A 25,322-nucleotide genomic window follows, 5' to 3' on the forward strand; every position below is an offset into this window, starting at 1 on the left:
GTTGGGCCATCTGAAAGGTGTCCCTGGACACTACGGGCGCACACCCGTCTTCGGCAGCGCGATCACGGACGTGCCGACCGGCACCGCCACCGCGCACAGGACATCTGATCTACTCTCCGCCAGTCGTGTCCGCTCCGTCCGAGCCAGTTCGTCAGGTCGGGCCCGACATGCCGGTGATCTCGGGAGGGCCGCGGCCCCGGGGCTGGCCCCAGCAGAACGCGGACCGACACTGGATGTACAGCCGCCACACCAGCTTGCAATGAGGACCTCAAAGACCGTTAATCTCCAGACGAGTTGGCGTGTGGGAGTCCATTCTGAACGCATGACCCCGCCCGATGCCTCTCCGACCGCACCCACAACCAAGATCACCACAGTGACGCGACGGGACATCTTTGACTACCTGCGCGGCACCGACGCTCCATGGTGGGGCCGGCTTGACGACGAGATCGCGTTCCTGGAGCGGCTCTACAAGCTCGACCAGTTGCCGTCGACCGACAGCCGATTCGCCACTGCGCGCGGCGACATCCTCCAGCACCGGTTCAACAACGACGACTGGGACGACGACTGGATCTTCACAGATCCCCGCCTGGAACTCCGATCCGGGCCGGACGACGTGCTGCTCGCCTTCCTCGTGCAGACCCTGCACCCGGAGGTGCTCCCTGATGCCGACCAAGCCTCACAGCGCGTCGACCGACTGAATCGCCTTCTGGAGCCGGATGGCTGGGCGCTTCGCGCCTTCGAGTTCCTGTCGGGCCGGCCGATCTACACACCGGTTCGGGTGCAAGCCGCCGGGCCTCTGGTGTCGCTGCCCCTGAACGACGATGACGCGGGCAAGCTCGACCTCGTTCTCGGCCAGATCTACAGCCTCCTCGACTGCGACGGCCAAGAGGCTACCCGCGACCTCCTACGCAAGGCCACGCTCACGTTGCGCCGTGATGGCGGCTTCTACCACCCCATGCCTGGCGACAACTGGACTGCCAACACCTACGAGGCCGTCCTCACCGTCGACCGCCCGCTTCTCTCGACGTTCACACCAGTGGTGGTCGATGCAATCTGGCAGCAGTTGGAAGTAGTGCTCGCGCGGCTCGGACGCGAAGACGTACAGTCACTCGTGGTCGAAGGCGACATGGGGCCGATGCCTTACATCTCGCACGACTGGAGAGGCCGCGCGGTCACACCGGCCTCCCCCGTGATCCGCGGTGCCCGCATCAGCTTCGCTTCCACCGACTTCGACGTTGTGCGCCAGGACTTCTCCGACCTTGAGATCCGCTCCACTGTGGACGGCGGCTTCCACTACCTCTACGACACTCGGGCGAACAGGCGCGTCACCGACTTCGTTCTCGATGACCGACCCCAGGTAGCGACGCTCTGCAACGTCACTATCGTCAGGAAGGGCGATACCTACTCCCCCCGCATCAAGCTGTGGAAGAAGGACAAGACCAAAGCCGAGAAGGCCGTGGTCATGGAGGTCATCCCCGGCACGGAGACCACACAGATCATCAAGGCAGTCGTCGACACCAGCGACGCCCACGAGAACTTCTGGAAGGTCATCAACTTCCTTCAAGGGTGCATCGGACTCCACATCCCGGGCGGTCGTGCCGGTCTCGCTGTAGGTGATGCCGATCAGCTCGCAGAGATGCTGACTGGCCAGGACCGGACCATGCTCCTTCAGGCGCTCAAAACCGCAATCGGTGGCTCCCTCACCGAAGAGGACATCCGGCTCATCAGCAACCGCAAGGCCCAACTCCGGCGCTTCGAGCGGCTGCTGAAAGACCCCGAACATTTTCAGAAGGAAAAAGAGCGAACCGTTAAGTCAAGCGAAGCGCTCTGGCAAGACTACTTCGAAGGGAACCCCTGGATCTTCGGTTACGGCCTCAACCTAGTCGCCTGCGAGGCACTCGACGACGGCAAGCTGGAACGCATCACCACCGGAGCCAACATCTTCACCGGAGCCGGCAAGCGGATCGACGCGATCATGCGCTCCAAGGGCTTCATCAGCAGCATGCTGTTCTGCGAGATCAAGACCCACGAGACGCCGCTGCTCGCCAAGACTCTCTACCGTGCCCCGGACGTCTACCAAGCTTCGACGGAACTCGGAGGCGGAGTCGCCCAGGTACAGAAGACTGTCCACAAGGCCCAGCGGCTGATCTCCGACGAACTGACGCGCCTGTATCAGGACGACGGCACCCCAACGGGCACCGAGCTCTCGACCACCAAGCCCCGCCAAGTCCTTGTGATCGGCAGCCTGAACGAATTCAAGCAGGACGGCGCCGTCAACCCGGAGAAGCTCAGTTCCTTCGAGCTCTACCGATCGTCCGTCCAAGGCATTGAGGTCATCACGTTCGACGAGCTCTACGATCGGGCCTGCTTCATCGTGGAGGACCGATAGGGCTCCGAGCCCCTACGCCGCCACGAGAAGCTGGTTCGAACCTCGTAGCGCCCTGTAGTGCCGAGCAGTGGGCCATCAGCGTGACCTGTCAGCACCGCGCGGCGCTTCTCGGCACCTCTCATCCGTTGAGGCCGCCGTGTGTGCACTGGTTGTGAAATGATCTTCCATGCGACCTATGTTTCTGCAGGTCAGAGGCATGTTCGATCAGAACTACGACCTGTAGCAGCGCCTCCGACCTGCGGGAACGCAGGTCGGCCTCTCACCGTTTCCGCAGGTCAGCACCTCGCTGGCCTGCGGAAACGTTCGCGCTCCGGGTAGCGGGTCACACCCCAGCTGGTTGTCGATGTGCAATGAGTGTGCCCGCAGATCGAACTGGTGGCGACCCGACTGTTCCTCGCGTTCGGCGCAGCCGACTTGTTGATCAAGATGTGGGACCGCCGGAACGCGGTACCAAGCCTGGTGGACGCAGAGAGCAGCTCGACCAGCCCGCGGGTGCTCTTCCTCTCCACCCCGCCCGGGCCTGTACTGTCGGCCGGCGGGTACGGGTCGGGACTACTCCGCAGAAGGTTCGGGAACGCGCCAGAGGATGGGGAAACGATCCGCGTCCGGCAGGCTGAGCGGGCCGGGTGGGCCTATCTGCTTGATCAGATAGCCGAAGACCATGTGGTGGGCCTCCTCGGACACGTCGTCCCAGGTGTCCGGGGTCACGATCATGACCTCTCTCATCAGGCTCAGATCCGACTCGTTCTCAAGCATCTCCGCCCGGTCGTCCCGGTCCATAGTCTCGTCGGCCCGCATCGCGCGAATCGACTCCGCGAGGAGATTGGGCTCCGCCCGCAAGCGGCGGCGCACTTCCCGGCAGCCGTACTGAAAGGCCGCGTACGCGTCCATCGCCTCCCGGTCCATATTCTGGTAGCCGAAGGGCGTGCCTTCGACGGCTCCGATGTAGTCGCCCTTCAGTGTGTGCAGCAGAACCCTCAGCGCGTGCTCGGCCCCGTCCTCCTCGATGAACTTCTCCATCGCCCGGATCCACACGTCCTCGGAGATGATCGGTTCGTGCGGGGCGGCGAGCCCGGGGGCGATCTGGATGGCGCTGAACGGGTTGACCAGGATGCCCATGACCATCTCGGGTGGCCACTTGCCGTCCTCACCGCCCCAGCCGCTGTTGGCCAGTTCCTGGAACGACTTCCGAGCTCCCTTCTCTCCTTCGCGGGCTCCCCGCCACAGCAGCAGGAATCTCCCGACCTCGGCTTCCTCATCCCGAGCGGGGCTGCACAGGGCCGCAAGGACCATGACGATGTCGTGCACCGTCTCCCAGCGCGGCATCTGCTTTCCGTTGATCGCGGACCGCACGGTCTCGTGGCTGGGTCCGGACAGCGGGTCCTCCCGCTCGCGGATCAGCGTGCTCACCTTTCGGAAACTCAGCTGACCGGCCGCCCGGTGCAGTTCCTGCAACGCGTCGACCAGTTCCCGGTGCCAGCCTTCTGGCCGGGACTCGTCCGGGGCGTCTACCACTTGGATCCTCCTGTTTCGGGGCCGGTGAACGGGCTCCGGCCGGGGGTGTCAAGTTTCGCTGCCGCGGCCTGCGACGCAGTCAGCTTCCGTCAAGTTCGACTCCCAATCGTCCGCTTGGTGACTAACGGCTAAACGCCGAGGTGAGCATGGTGAGGTCACCAGCGGAGCACGACACCCGAGGAGTTCACCCCCGTGCACATACCTGCCTACGCACACAGCACGATCCGTGCCGCCCTACCCGCCATACCAACGGGCCGGCAGATGGCGAGCCTGGACTGCTGCATGTGCGGCGCCCCGTTCGGCCGGGATCTCGGGGCGGTGCCGCTCGGCCCCGCTCCGGAGGCCGGTCTGTCCGGGTGCCGCCCGTGTCTGAGCCGACTGGTCACCTGGGCGCGGGAGACCCGGGACGCCGGCCTGACACAGAGCGCCGAGCAGGCTCGCAAGGATTCCGAGGCCTGGGAATCGGTCCGCGATCACTACTTGGCCCGGCTCGACGCCGTCCGGCAGGCCGCGGAGGAAGTCGCCGAGTTGGCCGGGAACGAAGAGGTCCCGCCGTTGCGGATCGCCTGGCTGTCGATATCGCTGGAGTCGGCCCACACCTGGATCCCCGACGCCCCGGAGCCTCCGGCCTCGGCCGACCGGGAGGACCACCTGCTGACGAACGCGGAGATGCTGATGGGCAGCGCCATGATCACAGCCCGTGGGGCCGTGGCCGACAGGCTCGTCTACCACCTGGTCAATGAGTCGCAGCCCGAGGAACCGGAGATGTGCCAGGAGTTGGACTGCCCTGAGGACTGCTCGGGGCGGCATGACACGTCGCACATCGACTGCGGACCGGACACCATTTTCCAGGACCTCCTGGAGTACGGCGTCTCCATCGAGGAGCCTGGCCCAGCTCCCCTGTCCCCGCAGCTCGCCGCACTCTTCGCGCCACGGCCGGAGGAGCCGCCCCCGCTGTTCCCGCTGCTGGAGGAGCAGGCCTCGGCCGCGTTCCCTCGTCTCGGGATCGATCCCGACGACCCGGAGGTCCTACTGAGCGCGGCGGCTGCCGGGCTGGCCGCCGAAGCCCTGCTGAACGAACCGCTCGACGCGATCCGCGCAGCACCCGGTGGGCCGGATGCCGGCGATGTCTTCGCACAGGGCGTCGACTTGTACCGTCGGGCTCGCAAAGCGCTCATCGCCGCCCGTGACGGCGGACCTGAACGACTGGGTGCGTTCACGGCCGTCGCCTCGGACCTGGATCTCCCGTGGGCGGGCGGCTCCCGTTTCACGCTACGCGCTGCGTCCGGTCCAGTCGCCGACTTCGTCCGAAACATCGGGGAACAGGTCTGGATCACCGAGGAGTTGATGCGTCGGCAGGGCTGGCGCGACGCCCTTCTGCACCGGGCGTTCACAGCTGCCTTCAAGGCCACACACCACTTCGGCATGCCCGGCTGGCCCGCCGTTGTCGACGCCGCGATGACGCGTCTTGCCTCGCTGGACCGACTGTCCGCACCCCCGGAGCTCGCCGATCTCGGTGACGTGGAGATCGCACTGCTCCAGGAGCCGGACCGGTTGGGAGTGAACGCGCTCGGGTGGCTCGCCCGTCATGTCCTCCTTGGCTAGCGGACGACCGCCTCGCCGGCCGCGGAGTCAGTCGTGCGAGCAGAAGGGGCGGAGTGTCGACATGTCCGGAGCCACCACCGGAGTCCTCGACCCCATCTGGCCGAGCCCTCGCGATGAGGAGTCGGGCAGGTTTCTGATCACGTCACCCCGAGGTGGGTCGGGCATCTGGGAAACGGGGGCAGCGCGGTGAGCTGGGATCAGGTGACTCTGCTCGTTCTCGCGTCGTTCGGCTGCGTCACCCTGCTACTGACGCAGATCAGCGAAGTGCTCTCGAAGTTGCCTCCGATCATCCGTGCTTGGCGGCGGGTCCAGGACGAACTGCGCCGCAGCGGCCATGACCGTTCGGTTCCCGACCGGACCGACCCGGAGGAACCCACGGAGGAGGGAGGAGAAGCGAGGGAAGCCGTGGAACAACGGGAAGGGGGCTGAAGCGAACTGGCCGGTGCCCCGGCCACGGTTCGGCAGGTCGGCCGGTCCGGGCAGCACCACACCGAGGGCGACGCCGCATCTCCGTGCCTGTACTCGAAGATGGCCGCCGAAGACCGGTCCTTGCGGCTCAGGGGGTATCAGGTGTGCCGATTCGGTGACCACGAACTCGGGCCACAGACAGCACCCGTGGCATGTCGGGCATTCGTCGCGGCTGCAGTCGACCTCAAAGTCGCTGAGTTCAACGACCCCGTACCTCAAATGATCAGTAGCACTGCGTAGCACCTCACGGTAGACCGCTGACGCGACCTCGTGGCCCCCGCTCGGCGCTTCTCTCCACCTCTCGTCGCCATGGCCGCACGCCGATGACGTGCCGGGACCCGTCACCCCGTCGCCAAACCATAGTTCACTCGATCGGACCAAAAGAACCGGTGCGCTTCCCCCTTGGCTCGGCGCGTCGGCCAAACTCATTCGAGCAGACGACTTTCGCAATGAGGAGCAGGAAATTGGCGGATATCTTCGATTACATCCAGAATTACGTCAGAACTTCACTCGGCCCGGGACCGATCTGCGTCCACGTAGAGAACATCCGGGACTGCAGCATCAAGCAGCATCCGGATTATTCCAAATTTCGAGACTCGGCCATCACCGCAGGACGCCGCTCTCGCCCAGGGTCTCGATGTCGTTTGTGGGAGTCCATGGTCGGCATGGGCCGCATCTACGACTCAGACGGCGACGACACCTGGCAGATGATCATCATGGACTGCCTGTCACCCGTCCTCCGCTCGCGATCCTGGCGCATATCCCGGGAGCTCGGCGCCGATCGGGCAGACATCCAGTCAGACATGGTGGAGGTCGCGCTCGAGGTCTGGCATAACACAATAACTGGTGTCCCTGCGCACCATATCCGGGGCACCATGGCGAAAGAAGCCGTCTCCAAAGCCTATACAAGGGTGAAAGTCAGCGGCCGCGAAACCACTCGGGAGGGCATGGGGGCTTTCGCTTCACCGAAGAACTCGCCCCAGGCCACCGCGTTTCTTCCACCATTGATCGTCGGTGCCTCCAGTTCCCAAAGCCCCCACGCCGCTGAAATCATCAGGGGCGAGCAGGTCGGAGCCATGCTTCAGGCGCTGGAGCACATCGGCCTCGCACGAACCCACCATGCGGAGATCCGCTCCGGAACCAAGAAGAGCACTGCCCCGTCCATGCCGAATCTGGCCCGCGCGGGACTCCCCGGAGTGGACCACTATTACAGGCTCTCCGACCTCCTTCCTGCACACATCGGAATTCAGCAGGCTGCAGAATTCCTGGGCATCTCGGAGACGACCGCGCTCCGGATGATCCGTGATGCATCGTTCCCTTGCCCCGTGACGCGGATGGGCCGGTCCTACAGGGTGCCGGTGAAGGCGTTCATGGCGAGCCTGGGGATCCCGGACTCCCCCATCCACCCGGACGATGTCGAGAACGGAGCCGACCACGCTGCCAGTGTCATCAGTGGGATCGACATCGCCGAAGTACCCCAAGGGCTCGACTGCCCCGACTTCTGATCACACACAGGTCACGCAAAGGACCTCAGGCTTCTCGCCACGCTCACGCCATTGCCGGCGTCACCTGGGTCCTGGACGTCGCCGCGCCGTACACCGGCTGACCCGACCGACCCGCCTGATCCGCCCGCGCCGTCCGGCCGCCGCCACGCCCCCGCGGGCGGCCCGGACGGCGCGGGCACCGGCTCAGTGGAGGGGCATCTCGGCCCAGATGGTCTTGCCGGTGAGGCTGTGCCGGGTGCCCCAGCGGTGGGCCATCTGGGCGACGAGCATCAGGCCGCGGCCGCCCTCCTCCCAGTCGCGGGCGCGGCGCAGGTGCGGGGCGGTGCTGCTGGCGTCCGAGACCTCGCAGATGAGGACCTGGTCGCGGATCAGGCGCAGGGTGATCGGCGGGGCGGCGTAGCGGATCGCGTTGGTCACCAGTTCGCTGACGATCAGTTCGGCCGGATAGATCTGCTCGCCCGCGCCCCACTCGGACAGCCGTTGGGAGACCGCCTTGCGGGCGGTGGCGACCGCGGACGGGTCGGGCGGGATCTCCCAGGTGGCGACGTGGTCGTCGTCCAGGGCGCGGGTGCGCGCGATGACCAGGGCGACGTCGTCCCGGGGGCGCCCCACCACCAGGTCGTCGACGACCGCGTCGCAGGCGTCCTCCAGCGACGGCCCGGTGCGTGCCAGCACCCGGCACAGCCGTCGGTACCCCTCGTCGACGTCGCGCTCGCGGGTCTCGATCAGACCGTTGGAGAACAGCGCCACCAGGCTGCCTTCGGCCAGTTCCACCGTGGTCGCCTCGAAGGGCAGCCCGCCGACGCCGAGCGGCGGGCCGATCGAGATCCCGGCGGCGTCCGGCGAGCGCCCCGGCGGCACGATCACCGGCGGCGGATGCCCGGCACTGGCCATCGTGAACGTCCGGGACACCGGATCGTAGACGGCGTAGCAGCAGGTGGCCCCGATCTCGCCGACCTCCCCACTGGCCCCGGCCTCCGACGACAGCCGCACCACGAGGTCGTCCAGTCTGGTCAGCAGCTCGTCCGGCGGCAGGTCCACGTCCGAGAGCGTGCGCACGGCGGTGCGCAGCCGGCCCATGGTCGCGGTGGCGCGGATGCCGTGGCCCACGACGTCGCCGACGACCAGGGCGATCCGGCCGCCGGAGAGCGGGATCAGGTCGAACCAGTCACCGCCGACCCCTGAGCGTGTCGACGCCGGGATGTACCGGGAGGCCGCCTCCATCGCCGCCTGCTCCGGCACGCTCCGCGGCAGGAGGCTGTGCTGCAGGGAGAGCGCGGTCTCACGCTCACGGGTGTACCTGCGGGCGTTGTCGATCGCGACGGCGGCTCTGGCGGCCAGCTCGTCGGCCAGCAGGAGATCGTCCTGCCCGAACCGTTCCATGCGGTCGGCGCGGCTGCGGCGGTAGAACACGGCGACACCGAGCGTCACCCCGCGGGCGCGCAACGGCACCGCCATCATCGAGTGGTAGCCCTGGTCCCGGATGATCGCGGCGCGGCGGCTGTCCACCGCCATCCAGTGGACGAATTCGGGGTCCTCGGCGTTGCAGAGCACTCCGGCGCCCGTGGCGAGCGCGCGCGCCGGCGGCGAGAACTCCGGGTAGCTGTCGGTGGTGCCGATCTCCAGCACGGTGGGCAGCCGCGTGCCCGGGGCGAAGCGGTGCACGATGCGCCGGAGCATCACACTGCCGGAGACCTCGCCGTCGGTCGGTTCGGTGTCGGCTTCGAGGGCGGTGAGCAGGTCGACGCTCGCGAAGTCAGCGAGCTCGGGGACCGTCACCTCCAGCAGCTCGCGCGCGGTCCGGCTCAGATCCAGCGTGCTGCCGATCCTGCTGGCGGCCTCGTTGAGCAGCACCAGACGCTTGCGCGCCCAGAACTGCTCGGTCATGTCCCGGGCGACGAGGGCGACGCCGTGCACCGTGCCCTCGGGGTCCTTCAGGGGGGCGAGGTCGACGGACCACGCGTGGATCCGCCGCTGGCCCCCCGTGCGCTGGAAGGTCTCCAGGTGCACCGGCTCGCCGCCCTCCAGGGCGCGGCGCAGTCCCTCGGCGAGCTGCACGGCCTGCGGCTGGGTGGTGATGTCGAGGATGCCCAGGCCGCGCACCGCGCTGTCCGGCAGGCCGACGACGGGGACCATGGCCTGATTGGAGCGGCGGTACCTCAGCTGCGCGTCGTACAGCGAGACCGAGCAGCGCGGCAGCTGCTCCAGGGCCCACCGTGCGAGGTCCTCGTCCTCGGGCCGGGGATCCGACCCCGTCAGCGGGCAGACGACGCGCCAGCTGTCCGGCGGGTCGTCCGGTGCGTCGTCCGGTGCGTCGTCCGGTGCGTGATCGCGCGGCACGCCGCGGTGCGCGACCACGGTCACGTCCACGCGCCGCCCGTCGCGGTGCCGCAGGGCGAGCGGGCCGCTCAACCGGTCCGGGTTCCGGGCCAGGGCCTGCCGTACGTCGGGTGGGACGGGCTCGACCAGCAGGTCCGCCGCCGGCCGGCCCACGACCTCGTCGGCGCGATAGCCCAGTAGCCGCTCGGCGTTGGCGTTCCAGCGTGTCACGCACCCGTGACCATCGACGATCGCCACCACCGTGCCCGATTCGCTGCCACCCCGTGGGGTCGGCCGGCCCTCTGGAAGGCGCCCATCCTGGTTCGTCACGGCATGATCACTCACACAATCGCGGGGGCACCAGCCTAGCCCGGCCGGTCGAGGGGCAACAACAGCACCGAAGGGCCGTCGGCCGGACACACCCGGCCGCCGGGGCGGCGCCTGGAAGGGCCCGGCGGCCGGTCGGTGGCCGGCGGGCCCTTCGGTGGTTCGTGGGCGCGCGGGGTCAGTGCTCCGGGCGGAGCAGGCCCAGGCCCGCCGCGTGCACCCCCGCCTGGAAGCGGCTGACCGCACCCAGTTCCTGGAGGATCGCGGCCACGTGCCGGCGGCAGGTGCGGAGCGAGAGGCCGGTCCGGCGGGCGATCTGCTCGTCCTTGGCTCCCGCCGCCAGCAGCGCCAGGATCTCCCGCTTCACCCGGTCCTCGGCCAGCGGCGAGGCTCCGGCGGCCGGCTCCCGGCGGGGTGGGGCCGCCCGGACCCACACCGCCTCGAAGAGCTGCTGCGCCAGCCCGACGGACACCGGGTCCCGGCTGACCGTCACCCGGGGTTCGCCGCCGGCCGTCCGGTCCGGTAGGACCACCGTGTCGCCGTCGACGAGCAGGAGGTCCCGCACGGGGGCGGCGGCGACCCGTACCCGTGCGCCGCCGGAGCCGCACAGCCGGCGGATCCGCCGGGCGGCGGCGGACGCCCCCGGCCCCCGGTCCAGCACCGCCACCAGGTCCACGCCCGGCGGGAGGAGGCCGGCCCGGCCGGCCGGCGGAGGGAAGAACTCCTCCGGGGTCCGGCCGACCGAGCCCAGCCAGGCGACCTGGGAACGGGCCTGCGCGGCCAGGCTGCCCAGCAGTCCGCGCACGGCCTCCGTCCCGGCCACCCGGGTGACCGCGCCGCCGCCGGTCCGGCCCACACCGGCCGGCGGCGCCGCGGTCGGCTCCGATCGCAGGGCCCGTAAGAGCGGCGGCGGCTCAGCCAGTTGATCTGCCGCCAGCTGCAACGCGTGCTGCCGGTAGGCGACTTCACCCGTCCCGTACGTCATTGGCCCTGTTCCCCCTGACAATCCGAGGCCTGCTGCCCGACCGGATCAACCCGAGGGTGACGGGGCTTGACGGTCGGTCGGAAGGATCCGCGGATCCGGAATCTATGCGCGCCCAAGATCGCTGGGTATCCGTAGAAGTACTGAAACGCTCTTACGTAGGCACGGTGTCGCCCCGTAGGGTCGGACCGATCGGGGGCAGCCTCCGCCGGAGGACCGGCGGGCGTCGATCGGGGTACGAGCTGAGCGGGAAGCGCGGATCCGAGCCGCGACCGGCACCGACCGGCCTGGTCGGACGGCACACCGAGGTCCGGCGGTGGGACGAGGTGCTCGACCTGCTCACCGAGCGCGGGCACACGGTCGAGGTGGTGGGCGACCCAGGGATCGGCAAGACCCGGCTCCTGGCCGAGTTCGTCTCGCGCGCCGCCCGCCGGGGAGCCCGGGTGCTCTCCGGGCGCGCCGCGGAAGCCGGGTCGACGGTCCCCCTGCACGTCTACCGGGACGTGCTGGGCGAGCGGCTGGACGGCGACGGCCCGCGGCCCCCGCGGTACGACGCGGTACGGCGGCTGCTCTGCCGGACGGCCGAGCAGCGGCCGACCGTCCTCGTCCTCGACGACCTGCACTGGGCCGACCCGGCCTCCGCCGAACTCACCGACTACCTGATCCGGCACCCGGTCACCGCGCCGTTCGTGCTGCTGCTCGCCCACCGGCCGCGCCAGTCGCCGCTGCGGCTGCTCGGCGCCCTCGCCGACGGCGCCGCCGCCGGGACCGTCGTCCGGATGCCGCTCGCCGCCCTCGACCGGGAGGCCTGCGCCGACCTCGTCGCCGCCCACGGCGCCGCCGCGTACACCCCCTCCCACACCTCCCCGCACGCCCCCGCCCACACCTCGCCGCACACCTCCGCGCACACCGAGGCCGAGGTGGACCGGCTGCACCGGCAGAGCGGCGGCAACCCGCTCCTGCTGCTCGCCCTGGCCGCCGCCCGGCGCGCCGACCCGCCGGACCCCGGCCGGAGCGCCGACCGGCCGCCCGAGCTGGTCACCAGCGCCCTGCTCGGCGAGATCGCCGGGCTGGACCGCGACGCCCGGCTGGTCCTCGACGCCGCCGCCGTGATCGGCGACCGCACCGGCCTGGAGACCCTCGGCCTGGTCGCCGGGCTGCGGCCCGACCCCGTCCGGCACGCCACCGCCGACCTGGTCCGCCGGGACCTGCTGCGCCCCGTCCCCGACACCGGCCTGTTCGAGCCGCGGCACCCGCTGCTCGCCCGGACCGTCCACGAGCACACCGAACCGGTCTGGCGGCTCGGCGCCCACCGCCGCGCCCTCGACGGCCTCACCCGCGACGGCGGTCCGCTGGCCGACCGCGCCCGGCACGCCGCGCTCTGCCTCGGCGGCCACGACGACGACGCCGTCCGCCTCCTCGAACAGGCCGCCACCGAGCACCTCCACCACACGCCGCGGCGCGTCCTCGGCTGGCTGGAGGCCGCCGACCGGGGCCTGCCCGACCGGCCGTCCACCCGGGAGCAGCGGCTGCGCCTGGCGCTGCTCCGCGGCCGCGCGCTCACCGCCTGCGGCCGGCTCCCCGAGGCCCGGGCCCTGCTGCACGACACCCTGCGCCGGATCCCCCGGCAGTCCGGCGCGCTGCGCACCGAGACCGTCACCCTCACCGCCCGCGCCGAGCGGATGCTCGGCCGGTACCCGGAGGCCGCCGCCCTGCTCGCCGAACCGGCCGGCCCCGGGGCGGGCACCGCGCCCGGCGTCGAGTTCGTCCACGAGTACGGCACCGTCGCGCTGCTGAGCGGCGACTACCCGGCCGTCGCGCCCCGGATCGACACCGCCGCCGACGACGCCAGGCAGCTGGGCGACCACCCGGCCGAGGCCCTGCTGCGCGCCCTCGCCGGCCTCGGGCGCGCCCAGCTCGGCGACGGCGGCGCGGCCGTACCGGCGCTCGACCGCGCCGCGGCCCTGGTCGACGGGCTCGCCGACGCCGACCTCGTCCAGCACATGGAGGTGCTGGCCCAGCTCGGCTGGGCCGAGGTGCTCACCGACCGTCCCACCGACGCCGCCCGCCACCTGCGGCGCGGCCTCGACCTGGCGCGCCGCCACGGGCAGCGCCACCTCCTCCCCCACCTCGTCCTCGGCGAGGGCTTCCGGCTGCTGTGGACCGGCGGCCTCGCCGCGGCGGCCTCGGCGGCGCGGGAGGCCGCCGCCGAGGCCCGGGCGCTGGACAACCGCGACCTGCTCGGGCTGGCGCTGGCCCTGGAGGCCGGGGCGGCCCAGTGGCGCGACGGCGCCCGGGACGCCGGCCTCGCCGTCGACCTCGCCACCCGGGCCGTCCGGGCCGGCGGGCACCCGCACACCTGGTGGCACCGCAGCGCCGCCATGGTGCTCGCCCAGACCCAGCTCGCGGCCGGCCGGCCCGCCGAGTGCCGCCGTACGGTCGTCGAGTACGGCGGTGGCGAGGGCCTCCCCCGGATCGGCACGGTCCTGCTGCCCGGGGCGCTCGCCACGCTCTCCACCGCGGCGCTGCTCGAAGGCGACCTGTACACGGCCGCGCACTGGGCGGACCGGGCGGTGGCCGAGGCCGAGCGGGGCGCCATCGGCTCCCAGCTCGGTTTCGCCGAACGGGCCCGCGCCGCCGTGCTGGCCGCCCGGGGCGAGCACGCCGAGGCGCTGCTGCTGTTCTCCCGCGCCGCCGACCGGCTGCGGGCCGCCGGGTTCCGGGTGCACCAGGCCTGGACGCTGACGCTGGGCGCACCGCTGCACCGCGCCCTGGGCCGGCCCGCCGACACCGAGCAGTGGCTGCGCCAGGCCGCCGCGCTGGCGGCCGAGACCGGGGCGAAGCGGGTCCGCGAGCGGGTCCGGGCCGTCCGGCAGGAGGCCGCGGCGGCCCACGCGGCCCCCGGCCCGGACGAACTCCTCGGCTCGCTCACCACCCGGGAGCGGCAGATCGCCGAACTGGTCCGGGCCGGCTCCCGCACCAGGGACATCGCGACCGACCTGTTCCTCAGCCCGCGCACCGTGGAGAGCCACCTGGCCAGGGTCTACCGGAAGCTCGGGGTCGCCTCCCGCTCCGCGCTGGCCGCGGCGCTGGACCCGGAGCACACCCGCCGGCCGGGCTGAGCGCGGCAACCCGGCAGCCCGGCACGGGCTTCAGGGACGTCCGGGTCTCACGGGACGTCCGGGGTGAGGGCCAGCACCGCGAGGTCGTCGGCGAGCAGGCCCGCGTAGCGGTGGACGTCCTGGGCCAGGAAGGAGACCAGCCGGTCGGGCGCGGTGGTGCCGAGGGCGGCGAGGCGCGGGGCCAGCGGGTAGAAGGTGCCGGTGGCGTCGCGGGCCTCGCTGACGCCGTCGGTGTACAGCAGCACCGTGTGGCCCGGGGGCAGCGCGACGGTGGTCGGCTTGCCGCGCTCCTCGGCGGGCCCGAGGTGGCCGAGGCCCAGCGGGAGCTCGTCCGCGCACGGTACCGGGGATATCGCGCCGCCGCCGAGCAGCAGCGGGGTGGTGTGGCCGCGGTTGACGATCTCCACGCAGTCGGAGCCCGGCCGGTACTGCAGCAGGACGGCGGTGGCGAACAGCTCGTCGTCACCGCGGTCGTCGGCGTCGCGCAGCACCGCGCGGTCCAGCTGGTCGGCGAGGTCGACCAGCCCCGGGGTGTCGTACGCGGCCGCCCGGAACGCGCCCAGGACGTCGGCGACCGTACGGACCGCGCCGAGGCCCTTGCCGCGGACGTCGCCGAGCAGCACCCGGACGCCGAAGCGGGTGTCGCACACCTCGTACAGGTCGCCGCCGACCAGCACGTCGGCCTGGGCCGGGCGGTAGAGGCCGGCCACCCGCAGCCCGCCGGACCGCTCGGGCACCGGCCGCAGCACGGTGCGCTGCAGGGTCTCGGCGACCGTACGGGCCTGCAGCAGGGTGCGGTTCTGCCGGGTGCGCTGCCAGGACAGGGCGGTGCCCATCACCCCGGAGAGCAGGGTGGCGATGTAGACCCAGACGTGGTGCTGCTCGTCGACGTGGCCCGCGCGCAGGGCCAGGGCGATCTGGAGCGCCAGGGAGCCGACGGTGGCGGCGGCGGTGAGCGCCGGGCCGTAGCTGAACGCGACCACCACCGGCAGCGCGGTGAGCAGGAAGCCCGCCGCGACGGCGTCCGGGACGACGGCCTCGGTGATCAGGTCCAGCACCAGCAGGACCACCGGGAGCCAGAGGACCCAGCGCGGCGACCGGGGCTCCAGCGCGGCTGGGCGCGGCGGGCGGGACGCTGTGGGCACGGCGGGACCTCCTGGCAGGCGGCCGTTCCAGGGGAATGATCCTGGAATGACCGGTTCGTCCCTCCATGCTCTCCCACGGACGGCCCAGCCACGAACGGCCGAACGTCCCGTCCACCGGGGCCGCGCGGTTCACCGGACGGCGCAGGACAGGGCTACCGGACGGTCACCGGCAGCGTCTCGTAACCGCGCAGCACCAGCCGGTCCCGCCGGGTGGCGACCCCGCCCGGGGCGAGCCGCGGGAAGCGGTCGAGCAGGGCGGGCACCGCGACCTCCGCCTCCAGCCGGGCCAGCTGGGAGCCCAGGCAGAAGTGCTGGCCGCCGCCGAAGCTCAGCGGCTGGCTGTCGGTGCGGGTCGGGTCGAACACGTCGGGGCGCTCGTACCGGGCCGGGTCGCGGTTGACCGCGCCGATCAGCAGGGTCAGCTCGCTGCCCGGCGGGGTCGGCACCCCGTCGACGGCCAGGCCCTCCGCCAGCGCGACCCGCCCGGTGGCCTGCACCGGGGAGTCGAAGCGCAGCACCTCGTCGGTGAAGCCGGCCGGGGTGACCGCGCCGGTGCGCAGCCCGGCGGCCGCCTCGGGGTGGCGGAACAGCAGGGCCAGGCCGTTGCCCAGCAGGTTGGTGGTGGTCTCGAAGCCGGCCACCAGCAGCAGCACCAGATTGGCCAGCAGCTCCTCGGCGGACAGCCGCCCGTCGTCCTCGGCGGCGATCCGGGCCAGGTCGCTGACCAGGTCGTCCTGCGGGCGGGCCAGCCGCTCGGCGGCCAACTCGGTGAAGTAGCGGGACAGCTCGTCCGCGGCCGCGTCGGCCTCGGCGAGCCCGCCGAGGCCCTCGCTGATCTCCAGGACGACGGTCAGGTCGGAGGTGAGCCCGCGGAAGCGGTAGCGGTCCCGCTCGGGGACGCCGAGCAGCTCGCAGATCACCCCGACCGGCAGCCGGAAGGCGAAGGCGTCCATGAAGTCCACCGGCGAGCCGTCCGCGCCCTGCCCGGCCATCTCGTCCAGCAGCCGGTCCACCGCCCGCTCCACCGCCGGGCGCAGCGCGGCGACCCGGCGGGCGGTGAACACCGAGGCGATCAGCGAGCGGACCCGCGGCTGGTCCGGGGCGTTGCGCTGGAGGATCGAGCGGCCGAAGAGGGCGAGCGAGGAGTGTTCGACGTACTCCGGAAGCACGCCCGCCATCATGTCCGCGGTGGCGACGCCGAAGGCCGGCGTGCGCAGCACCTTGTTGACCGCCGCGTAGCCGCTCACCACGAAGACCCCGTCCCCGGCCGGCACCGCCGGGCCGAGCTCGCGCGCCTTCGCGTACAGCGGGTACGGGTCGGCCCTGACCGCCGGGCTGGTCAGAAACTCGATGATCGCCGCGCCGTCCATCCGGTGCTCCCCTCCCGAGACCACGCTTCCCGGGTCGTGAACCCCCGGCGGGTACCGCACAGTTCCCGGGGCGGGCGACCCGGCCGGCTCCCCGGTCGGACGCGGGCCGGTCGGGCGCGGGCGGCTCGGTAGGCTGGCCGGCATGGAGATCTGGATCAACCCGCGCTGCGGCAAGTGCCGGACGGCGCTCGGCGAGCTGGACGCCGCCGGGGTCGAGTACACCGTGCGGCGCTACCTGGAGGAGCCGCCGACCGCGGCCGAACTGGAGGAGGTGCTGGGGCGCCTGGGCCTGGAGCCCTGGGACATCACCCGCACCGACGAGCAGGCCGCGAAGGACCTGGGGATGAAGGACTGGCCCCGGGAGGCGGGCGAGCGGGCCCGCTGGATCGCGGCGATGGCCGAGCACCCGATCCTGATCCAGCGCCCGATCATCACCGCGGACGACGGGCACGCCGTCGTGGCCCGCACGCCGGAAGCGCTCGCGTCCGTGCTGTCCTGAGGCGGCCGGTCCGAGGGCGGGCCGTCAGTGGGCCGGCCCGTCAGTGGAGCCTGACCGTCTCCACCGGCCGGCCCGCGTGCCAGTTGCGGACCATCAGGTGCCCGCCCTCGACGGCGGTGTGCCCGGTGTCGGGGCCCGGTGTCGGGGCCCGGTGTCGGGGCCCGGTGTCGGGGCCCGGTGCCACACTGGCGGGGTGACCACCACGACCACGTACATCGCGTTCCTGCGGGCCGTCAACGTCGGCGGGCGCACCGTGAAGATGGAGCGGCTGCGGGCGCTCTTCGCCGAGCTGGGCCTGGGGAACGTCCGCTCGTACATCCAGAGCGGCAACGTCTTCTTCACCACCGACGGGCCGGCCGGCGCACCGGAGCGCGCCGCGCTGACCCGGCGGATCGAGGAGCACCTGGAGCAGGCGCTCGGCTACCCGGTGCCGGTGATGCTGCGGACGGTGGACGAGGTGGCCGGGCTGCTCGCCGCCGACCACTTCCGGGAGGTCGAGGTGACGCCGGACGTCCGGCTGGTCGTCGCCTTCCTCTCCGAGCCGCTGCCCGCCGAACTCGCCCGTCCGCACCGCTCGCCCAAGGGCGACGTCGAGGTGCTCGGCGCCGATCCGGGGGCCGCCTACGTGGTGATCCACCTGCGGGACGGCAAGTGGGTCACCAAGGACATGTTCGGCAAGGGCTACCGGGGTTCGGTCACCTCCCGGTTCCTGCACACCACCGAGAAGATCCTCGCCGCCGCCCGCAAGGCCTGACGGCTCGCGGCACCCGCCGCCCGCAAGGCCTGACGACCCGTACGGCCTGCGGGAACCCCGGCGCGGACCGCCCGGAACCACGTGGCCGGACAGGGCGTCTGGACTCGCGTGACGTACGAAGCACGCGCCCGCGCCCGGCGTGATCTGGACAGCCCCGGTCGGCCGAGCCGACAATTCGGCCATGACGCCTCCTGAGTTCCCCACCGGCCGGATCCGGCCCTCCGACGCCGAACGGGACCAGGCGCTCGGGGTGCTGAAGGACGGCGCGGGCAGCGGGCGGCTCTCCCACGACACCTTCCTCGGCCGGATGGACATCGTCCTGCAGGCCAACAGCCGGAGCGAGTTGGACGCGGCGGTGGCCGGCCTGCCCACCGGCGGCCCGGTGGAACGCTTCGTGCTGCGCACGGTCGGCCGGGTCTCCGGCTTCGGCGACCGGATCAACCGGGCCTGGCGCACCGAGCGGCTGCCCGGGCTGAGCCTGCCGCAGGCCGGCGCCGGGACGCTCACGATCGGCCGGATCCCCGGCTCGGGGCTGCGGCTGCACAACGCCTCGGTCTCCCGGAGCCACGCCGAACTGCGGCAGGAGAACGGCGACTGGGTGCTGTACGACCTCGGCTCGACCAACGGCACGCACGTCAACGGGCGCCGGATCGCGGGCGGCGTCCGGGTGCGGCCGGGCGACCAGGTGCGGTTCGGGGACCTGGAGTTCCGGCTCGTCGCCCTCTGACCTCCCGCTCCGGGGCGGCGGCGCGGCGGTCAGTGCGGGAACTGCCGGGGCGGCCGCTGCCGGGGCAGCTCGTCCTGGAACTCCGCGATGGCGGTGGCGATCTGGCGGGTCACCACGGTGCGCTCCAGCCGGTCCAGGTAGCGGTTCTCCGCGGCCAGCGCCTCGACCGTGACGCCGAAGTACATCGCCATCAGCGGGTTGACGAACAGCTCGCTGCCGTCGGTCCGCTCGGTGAACCGGACGTCGCCGAACTCGCCGCGCAGCGCCGCCGCCACCGAGCCGTTGACGATGCTGGGGTGCTCGGGGAAGGCGGCCCTGGCGTGCTCGACGGCGTCCAGGTAGAGCACCGCCTCCCGGCTGGCGCGTGGGATGGAGAAGGCGCCGAGGTAGCCGCCGGCCCGGTCCAGCGCGGCGAGGTTCTCCAGCACCAGCGAGTGGTTGACGCCGTGGTAGGAGTCGACGCCGAAGCCCAGGCAGGCGACCAGCCGCTCCGGCACCTCCCGGAGCCCGGCCACCGCCGCCAGGCTGGCCATGTCCTCCTCCGGGGTGCCGAGTCCGGCCTCGTCGCCGCGCATCAGGATGTCCGTGCCGCCGTCCACCAGCAGGACGGCGTCGACGCCGAGGCGGCCGACCAGTGCGCGGTAGGCCTCGCGCAGCGGCTGCACGCCCACCGACGGGAAGGCCCACACGGTGTCGGGCATCCCGTGCAGGTTCAGCCAGCGGGCCAGGGTGCGCTCGGGGAAGTAGCCCACGGGGCCGGCGGTGTCCGGCCCGATCCTGGCCACGTCGGGCTCCGCCCACACGTCGAGCGGCAGCCCGTAGAGGTGGGTGAAGGAGAGGTTGGCCAGGTGCACCTCCTTGCCCGCGGCGCGCAGGGCGAGGGCGATCGGCAGCCCGGCGTACACGTCGAAGCCGCCGCCGGCCCCGGCGATCAGGATGCGGTCGGCGGCCAGCAGCCGGGTGATCAGCGGGGGTTGCAGCAGAGAGGTCACCGGCGGACGGTAGCACCGGGCGCCCGGGGCGGACCGGGCGGCCCTGGCGGGCCCCGGCAGCCCTGATTGTCAGTGGCGGGTGCGACGATGCGGGCATGACCCAGGAGACGGCTCTCACCCCCGACGTGCTGCGCGAAGCCCAGGAGCGGGCCCGCGAGTTGATCCGGTGCGGCTTCCAGGAGCCGGACGAGATAGCCGAGTCCCTGGTCGAGGTCCTCGACGACCAGGGGCTCACCGAGGAGGAGGCGGAGCGGATCGTCGCTCCGCTGTGGAGCGAGCGGCTGGCCGAGCAGGCCGCGTGGCCGGAGGTCACGGACGTCGACCGGCTGGCTGACGCCTTCGACGCGCTGGAGGACCAGGGCATCGTCGCGGCCATGGACTTCACCTGCTGCGCCGGCTGCGGCTACGCCGAGATCGGCGCCGAGGCCGAGGCGGGCTCCTCCGGTTTCGTCTTCTTCCACCAGCAGGACACCGAGTCGGCGGCCGCCGGGCGCGGACTGATGCTCCGGTACGGGGTGTTCCACACCGAGGGCGAGCCGGTCGAGGTCGCGGAGCGCCGGACGGCGGGGATCGGGCGGACGGTGGTCGCCGCGCTGGAGGCGGCCGGGCTTCCCGCGGAGTGGGACGGGTCGCCGCGCACGGCGATCCGGGTCGCTCCGCTGGAGTGGCTCAACCGCCTTCCGGAGTAGGCCTCGGCCGGGCAGGCGTCGGCCGGGCGCGCGCGGCGCGGGTCGAGGGTGGCTCGGGTCGAGGGCGGCAAGGGTCGAGGGCGGCAAGGGTCGAGGGCGGAACCTCTCGCGTTCAGGGGGTGCCGAGGGCGGCGGTGAGCACCGGGAAGGGTCAGTCGCGCTCGATGTGCACCTCGGCGAAGTGGTCGCTCCGGTCCGACTTGCGGATGGTGACCCGGACGTTGCCGACGGCGGTCTCGGAGTCCTTGCTCACGGTCTTCTTGTTGTCGCCGATGGTCACCTCGGCCCCGCTGTCGCTGATGTGACCGACCGTCATCTTCATCGGGTTGTCGCCGCCGAAGACCTTGACGGTCTTCGAGGCGTCCACGCCGTCGGTCTTGATGCCGACGGTGCACTTGTGGTCGTCAAGGCAGAGCGCCACCCCGCCCTCGCAGGCGGCCAGTCCGGCGCCGAGCGTCAGGACGGCGCCTGCGGCGACGATCGCCGAGCCGATCCGGAAGCGGGTCCGCAGGCTGGTGCGGTGGGCCTTGGCAGTGCTGCTCGCTGTGGTCATGTCCTCGACGGTAGTGGACCGGACACGCCCCGCCATCAACCGTCGGCGGGAGGCCTGCCCTGGTGGAGCCCGGATCGGCCGGGCGATCGAACCCCGAGAGCGGTGGGTCGAATCCCCTAGGGGACTCCGGGAGTTGTCCGGCAGCCGGGCGCCCGACGCGCCGTCAGCATATGCCGGAGGTCTGTGCCACGCGCGTAGATCGATGAGCCGCGAAAAGGCCCGCCGGTCAGTCGGCGATGATCCCCAGGACGGTCCCCGGAGCGTCGCCCGGGCCCTCGCCGAAGCCGTCCTCCGCACCGCCGCCCGGCCCCCACAGCGGCGCGGTGCAACGCTGGTAGGTCGCCTGCCAGTGCGGCCAGTTGCGGGCCACGTCGTCGTCGCACTCGGCCAGCAGCCGGTCCACCTCCGCCGGGTCCACACCGTCCAGCAGCCAGGCCAGCGCGTCCGCCGTGCCCGGGCCGTCCGCCACGCGCAGCAGGTCGAGCAGCTCGCCCAGGCCGCCGAGCCGGGAGCCGTCGGCGACCACCCGCTCCATCCGGGGCAGCAACTGGCGCTCCTCGATCCGCAGGTGGGTCTCCAGCCGGGCCGCCAGGTCCTCCATCGCGTAGGCGACCGGCCAGGCGCTGCCGGTGTCCCGGCTGGCGATCCGGACCAGCGTGGTGACCCGGGTGAACGAGTGGTCGAGGTTGTGGTGGTCGGCCTCCAGCCAGTTGAGCAGCAGTCGCAGCTCGGGGGCGAAGCGGCGCACGATCGGCCAGATCCGGGTGTCCTGCTGCTCGTGGTGGCAGGTCAGCATCGCGGTCATGAAGGTCCAGTGCCGCAGCAGCGCCTCGCCCTTGTCCTCCTCCTCGGGCTGGAGCAGCCGGAGCGCGTTGGGCAGCCGGGCGAGGTCGCGGCGCAGTGCGGCGTGCACCAGCCGCAGCCCGGAGAACCGCACGGTCGACGGTTCGTCGTCCCCGCCCCGCGGGTCGGCGCCGGGCTGACCCTGCGCGGGCACGGCGGGAGCGGGCTGGGGCAGCAGGCGGATCGGCATGGGACTCTCTTCACGGCTTGGGGCAGGACGGGTGGGGCGGCCGGTGAGGACCACCCCAGCCAAGGTGCCCGCAGTCGATCAGAGGCGAATCAATGTCCGATTGACGCGCAGGTCAGGGCGTTTATCGGGGCGGACGCAACGCCCCGCGACCCCCGCCCCGTGTAACCGGACGAGGGTGCGCACGTCGCGCGCGCCGGGGAGTCCAGGGGAACAGCGAGGCCGCATGTCACCGGAGCAGGAGCAGTCGTTCGACGAGTTCGTCGCGGCGCGGTACGCCGCGCTGCGCCGCACCGGCTACCTGCTCTGCGGCGACTGGCACCTCGCCGAGGACCTCGCGCAGACCACGCTGGTGAAGCTGTACGCGCGCTGGAACCGGCTGCGCGACCCGGAGTCCGCGGCCGGATACGCCCGGACCACCCTGGTCCGCAGCTACATCGACACCCGGCGGCTGCGCCGCTCGCACGAGATGCCCTCGCCGGAGCTGCCGGAGCCGACGGCGGCCGACCAGGCGGACCCGGAGCGCCGGCTGGCCCTGCTGGCCGCGCTGGCGCAGGTCAGTCCGGCCTACCGGGCGGCGCTGGTGCTGCGGTTCTGGGAGGACCAGTCGGTCGAGGCGACGGCGGCGGCCCTGCGCCAGAGCCCCGGCACGGTGAAGTCCAACACCAGCCGAGGGCTGGCCCAGCTGCGGGTGATCCTCGGCGACTCGCTGCGGGAGATCGCGGCGAGCTGAGCCGGGCCGCCGGGCCCGGACCGGACCGGAGCGGACCGGACCGGACCGGACCGGACTGCGGGACCCGGACCGGACCGCGGGGCGAACGAACAGAACGAGAAGAACGAGATGAGCGGGACGAGCGAGAGACGAGAGGGAAGCGGGTTGAACCGGGACGATCCGGCGTTCGACGCCGACGACATGGACGCGCTGTTCCGCGCGGTCCTGGACCAGCAGGAGCCGGCCACTCCCCTGGCGTTGCTGCCGGAGGTCCGCCGCTCCGGCGTACGGCTGCGCCGCCGGCGACGGCTGCTGGCCACCGGCGCGACCGCCGCGGCGGTGGGCCTGCTGGCCACGGCGGGCTGGGCGGTCCACGGCCGGACCGCGGCGGCGCCGGAGCGGACGCTCCCCCCGGCGGCGGGCGTGCGGGGCGCGCCCGCCGCGCCGACGAGCCCGCCGCCCGCCGCGACGACCGGCCCGCCACCCGCGACCACCGTCGCGACGACCGCCGCCACCGCGGCCACCGGGACGGGCGGGACGGCCACGACCGGCGGCCGGGCCCTGTTCGCCCTCCTGCAGAACCACCTGCCCGAGGACTTCCGAGAGATCTCCGCGGGCACCACGACGGACGACTTCCTGCTGACCAGGCACGACGGCGGAACGGTCCAGGTCAGCCGGCGCTCGGACGGGCCGTCCGGGCCGTTCGGCGGCACCACCTCGCCGTGCGAGCTGCGCACGACCGACTGGGGCCCGATGAGCCCGGACGGCGAGGACTGCGTGGGCATGCCGCTGCCGGACGGCTCGATGGTCTGGGTGCTGCACCCGCTCACGTTCGTTCCGCACGGCCAGGAGTCCGAGATCCGCGTCATCACCCCGGACCGCCTGGTCTACGCCCTGCACTTCGCCCGGGCCGAGGCCCAGCCGGAGCCGTCCGACCAGACCGTGGCACTGCCGCAGCTGCTGATGCTGGCCGGGCGGTCGGGGTTCCTGGCGGCGCTCCGGGACGGTTTGGGGGATTCCCCGGCCCCCGGGTCGTCGACCCCCCGGCCACCGTCCGCGACGCCCTGACCGCGGCCCCTGACCGCACGCGACGCCCTGACCGCGGCCCCTGACCACGGCCCCTGCCGCGGCCCTCTGACCGCGCGCGGCCGCCGGAGTCAGTGACCCCGGCGGCCGCGCGGAAGCCGGACCGGCCTCAGTCGGCCGCCGGGCCGGCCAGGTTCTTGGTCAGCCACTCCAGGGTGTCCGGGATCATCTTCTTGAAGTCCGAGGTCAGGTGCTTGCCGCCGGGCTGCTCGTAGTAGGTGATGCCCACCGGCGGGGCGGCCTTGGCCACCCAGTTCTTGACCACCTTGGTCTCGTACGGGTTGGCCCCGCCCGCCGTGACCAGCATCTTCACGTCGGCCTTGCCCTCGGCGACCATCACGTCCGGGTTGTTGGCCGCGCGCTCGGCGTCGTGGCCCTTCCACAGCAGCGAGTCCGGGATGAAGTAGCCGTCGATCGGCACCGCGGCCTTGTAGACGTCCGGGAACTGGAGGGCGAGCTTGGCGCTGCAGAAGCCGCCGGTGGAGGCGCCCATCACGCCCCAGCCGTCGCGGCCCTTCACGGTGCGGAAGTTGGCGCGGACGAAGTCGGGGAGGTCCTGGGCCATCCAGGTCGCCATCTTGGGCTGGCCCGGGATGTCGGAGCAGTCCAGCGCGTTCTTCTCGTCGCTGTTGAAGTTCTGCACCGGCATGATCATGATGAACGGGTGGGACTTGCCCTCCTTGACCAGCCGCTCGTTCTCCTCCTGGATCGGCAGCTGGTTGTCGGTCCAGGTGTTGTAGCCGTTGCTCTGGCCGCCCGCGAAGAGGGTGAGCACCGGGAAGCCGGTCTTGGCGAACTTGGGGTCGTTGTACTCGGGCGGCAGCCAGACCCAGACCTTGCCGGAGACGCCGGACTTCGCACCGGCCACGGTGGTCACGAAGATCGGACCGGCGGCGGTGTCCCGGGCCTTGGTGAGGTTGGCGTTCGGGCCGGTCGGCATCAGCACCTTGCCCGTGGAGGGCGCGGTGCTCGGGGTGCCCGAGGCGCTGCCGCCGGCCGTCGCGGTGCCCGTGGTGGTGCCGGTCCCGGCCGGGGTGGCGCCCGCCGTGGCACTGTCCCCCTTCCCACCGCCGGAGCTCCCGCAGGCCGCGAGCGAGGCGGCCAGGGCGAGCACGGCGGCGCCGGACAGGACGGCACGGTAACGGGACGACTGCCTAAGCACGGTGAGGACTCTCCGACCGATGTCGCGCCCGGTCCGTCTGACCGGGCGGCGGCCCCCCGGTGGGGCCGGACAGACCCGGGGGCGCAACGCGGGTAGGGCCCCCGGGGTGGTGGTGCGCCGTCCCTCGCGGGGGCGCGCCTTCCTGCGATCTTATGACGTGACCCGGGGTGGGCCGGTTGCGCGTCGGCCACCGGAAATCCAATGTTTGTTCGCGATCGGGTAAAGCCCTCGGCTCAGCCCGCCGGACGGCGGGGGTCGAACGGCGGGTTTCACAACCACGTGTGCGTCCGAGCGCCGGATTCCGGGTGTTTTCGACCAGTGACGCCGGGCCGCGGATCCGGAACGATCTCTCCCGGGACCGGCTGGAGAGC

20 protein-coding genes are annotated in these 25,322 nt (G+C 72.2%); 11 read left to right on the forward strand and 9 right to left on the reverse strand.

The annotated features are described in order from the left end of the window. Positions 1 to 322 precede the first annotated feature (322 nt). Positions 323 to 2,389, forward strand: a complete 2,067-nt coding sequence (locus IE332_RS10295) for a Shedu anti-phage system protein SduA domain-containing protein (RefSeq protein ID WP_189915265.1) — start codon at positions 323 to 325, stop codon at positions 2,387 to 2,389. A 552-nt stretch (positions 2,390 to 2,941) separates the two neighbouring features. On the opposite strand, the gene IE332_RS10300 is transcribed toward IE332_RS10295, so the two are convergent. Next, entirely contained in the window at positions 2,942 to 3,904 is a 963-nt protein-coding gene (locus IE332_RS10300) for a hypothetical protein (protein ID WP_189915267.1), read from the reverse strand. Positions 3,905 to 4,165: 261 nt separating this feature from the next. Here IE332_RS10300 and IE332_RS10305 point away from each other — a divergent pair, with 261 nt between their 5' ends. The 3 genes from IE332_RS10305 (at position 4,166) to IE332_RS10315 (ending at position 7,482) form a co-directional block, all read left to right on the forward strand. Beyond that, positions 4,166 to 5,509 (forward strand): hypothetical protein, encoded by a 1,344-nt coding sequence (locus tag IE332_RS10305; protein ID WP_229928486.1) that lies wholly within the window; start codon positions 4,166 to 4,168, stop codon positions 5,507 to 5,509. Positions 5,510 to 5,695: 186 nt separating this feature from the next. Then, complete coding sequence (locus IE332_RS10310; RefSeq protein WP_189915271.1) at positions 5,696 to 5,938, forward strand: hypothetical protein; 243 nt, start codon at positions 5,696 to 5,698, stop codon at positions 5,936 to 5,938. A gap of 503 nt (positions 5,939 to 6,441) precedes the next feature. After that, on the forward strand, positions 6,442 to 7,482 hold the full coding sequence (locus tag IE332_RS10315; protein ID WP_189915273.1) for a helix-turn-helix domain-containing protein: 1,041 nt from the start codon (positions 6,442 to 6,444) through the stop codon (positions 7,480 to 7,482). 183 nt (positions 7,483 to 7,665) lie between these two features. On the opposite strand, the gene IE332_RS10320 is transcribed toward IE332_RS10315, so the two are convergent. After that, positions 7,666 to 10,146, reverse strand: coding sequence for a SpoIIE family protein phosphatase (locus IE332_RS10320; protein WP_373313695.1), 2,481 nt, complete (start codon positions 10,144 to 10,146; stop codon positions 7,666 to 7,668). Positions 10,147 to 10,306: 160 nt separating this feature from the next. Continuing rightward, entirely contained in the window at positions 10,307 to 11,113 is an 807-nt protein-coding gene (locus IE332_RS10325; protein WP_189915277.1) for a helix-turn-helix transcriptional regulator, read from the reverse strand. 104 nt (positions 11,114 to 11,217) lie between these two features. Between IE332_RS10325 and IE332_RS10330 the strand changes: the two genes are divergently transcribed. After that, positions 11,218 to 14,232: a helix-turn-helix transcriptional regulator gene (locus IE332_RS10330; RefSeq protein ID WP_268256552.1), complete on the forward strand. Its 3,015-nt coding sequence runs from the start codon at positions 11,218 to 11,220 to the stop codon at positions 14,230 to 14,232. A 47-nt stretch (positions 14,233 to 14,279) separates the two neighbouring features. On the opposite strand, the gene IE332_RS10335 is transcribed toward IE332_RS10330, so the two are convergent. Beyond that, positions 14,280 to 15,377, reverse strand: a complete 1,098-nt coding sequence (locus IE332_RS10335) for a PP2C family protein-serine/threonine phosphatase (RefSeq protein WP_189915281.1) — start codon at positions 15,375 to 15,377, stop codon at positions 14,280 to 14,282. Positions 15,378 to 15,529: 152 nt separating this feature from the next. Then, a complete protein-coding gene (locus IE332_RS10340) occupies positions 15,530 to 16,747 on the reverse strand; it encodes a cytochrome P450 (RefSeq protein WP_189915283.1) in 1,218 nt (405 codons plus the stop codon). Between the two features lie 142 nt (positions 16,748 to 16,889). On the opposite strand from IE332_RS10340, the gene IE332_RS10345 reads away from it, so the two are divergent. The 3 genes from IE332_RS10345 to IE332_RS10355 all read left to right on the forward strand — a co-directional run bounded on the left by IE332_RS10345 (position 16,890) and on the right by IE332_RS10355 (position 18,727). Then, positions 16,890 to 17,246 (forward strand): arsenate reductase family protein, encoded by a 357-nt coding sequence (locus tag IE332_RS10345; RefSeq protein WP_189915285.1) that lies wholly within the window; start codon positions 16,890 to 16,892, stop codon positions 17,244 to 17,246. Between the two features lie 193 nt (positions 17,247 to 17,439). Further along, a complete protein-coding gene (locus tag IE332_RS10350) occupies positions 17,440 to 18,000 on the forward strand; it encodes a DUF1697 domain-containing protein (protein ID WP_189915287.1) in 561 nt (186 codons plus the stop codon). Positions 18,001 to 18,181: 181 nt separating this feature from the next. After that, positions 18,182 to 18,727 (forward strand): FHA domain-containing protein, encoded by a 546-nt coding sequence (locus IE332_RS10355; protein WP_189915289.1) that lies wholly within the window; start codon positions 18,182 to 18,184, stop codon positions 18,725 to 18,727. Between the two features lie 29 nt (positions 18,728 to 18,756). Here the strand turns inward: IE332_RS10355 and IE332_RS10360 are convergent, their stop codons facing one another. After that, positions 18,757 to 19,719: a DUF1152 domain-containing protein gene (locus IE332_RS10360; RefSeq protein WP_189915291.1), complete on the reverse strand. Its 963-nt coding sequence runs from the start codon at positions 19,717 to 19,719 to the stop codon at positions 18,757 to 18,759. Between the two features lie 95 nt (positions 19,720 to 19,814). Here IE332_RS10360 and IE332_RS10365 point away from each other — a divergent pair, with 95 nt between their 5' ends. Next, positions 19,815 to 20,408 carry a DUF6891 domain-containing protein gene (locus IE332_RS10365; protein WP_189915293.1) on the forward strand — a complete coding sequence of 198 codons (594 nt, stop codon included), beginning with the start codon at positions 19,815 to 19,817 and terminating at the stop codon, positions 20,406 to 20,408. Positions 20,409 to 20,559: 151 nt separating this feature from the next. On the opposite strand, the gene IE332_RS10370 is transcribed toward IE332_RS10365, so the two are convergent. Together IE332_RS10370 and IE332_RS10375 are read right to left on the reverse strand one after the other, a co-directional pair. Further along, positions 20,560 to 20,961 carry a hypothetical protein gene (locus IE332_RS10370; RefSeq protein WP_189915294.1) on the reverse strand — a complete coding sequence of 134 codons (402 nt, stop codon included), beginning with the start codon at positions 20,959 to 20,961 and terminating at the stop codon, positions 20,560 to 20,562. 226 nt (positions 20,962 to 21,187) lie between these two features. Beyond that, positions 21,188 to 21,994, reverse strand: a complete 807-nt coding sequence (locus IE332_RS10375; RefSeq protein WP_189915296.1) for a hemerythrin domain-containing protein — start codon at positions 21,992 to 21,994, stop codon at positions 21,188 to 21,190. 223 nt (positions 21,995 to 22,217) lie between these two features. On the opposite strand from IE332_RS10375, the gene IE332_RS10380 reads away from it, so the two are divergent. Further along, positions 22,218 to 22,724, forward strand: a complete 507-nt coding sequence (locus IE332_RS10380) for a SigE family RNA polymerase sigma factor (protein WP_189915298.1) — start codon at positions 22,218 to 22,220, stop codon at positions 22,722 to 22,724. Between the two features lie 144 nt (positions 22,725 to 22,868). Further along, positions 22,869 to 23,771 carry a hypothetical protein gene (locus IE332_RS10385; RefSeq protein WP_189915301.1) on the forward strand — a complete coding sequence of 301 codons (903 nt, stop codon included), beginning with the start codon at positions 22,869 to 22,871 and terminating at the stop codon, positions 23,769 to 23,771. Positions 23,772 to 23,898: 127 nt separating this feature from the next. On the opposite strand, the gene IE332_RS10390 is transcribed toward IE332_RS10385, so the two are convergent. Beyond that, positions 23,899 to 24,951 carry an alpha/beta hydrolase gene (locus IE332_RS10390; protein ID WP_229928488.1) on the reverse strand — a complete coding sequence of 351 codons (1,053 nt, stop codon included), beginning with the start codon at positions 24,949 to 24,951 and terminating at the stop codon, positions 23,899 to 23,901. Positions 24,952 to 25,322: the final 371 nt, after the last annotated feature.

It is taken from the genome of Kitasatospora xanthocidica (assembly GCF_014656195.1).
Classification (GTDB): domain Bacteria; phylum Actinomycetota; class Actinomycetes; order Streptomycetales; family Streptomycetaceae; genus Kitasatospora; species Kitasatospora xanthocidica.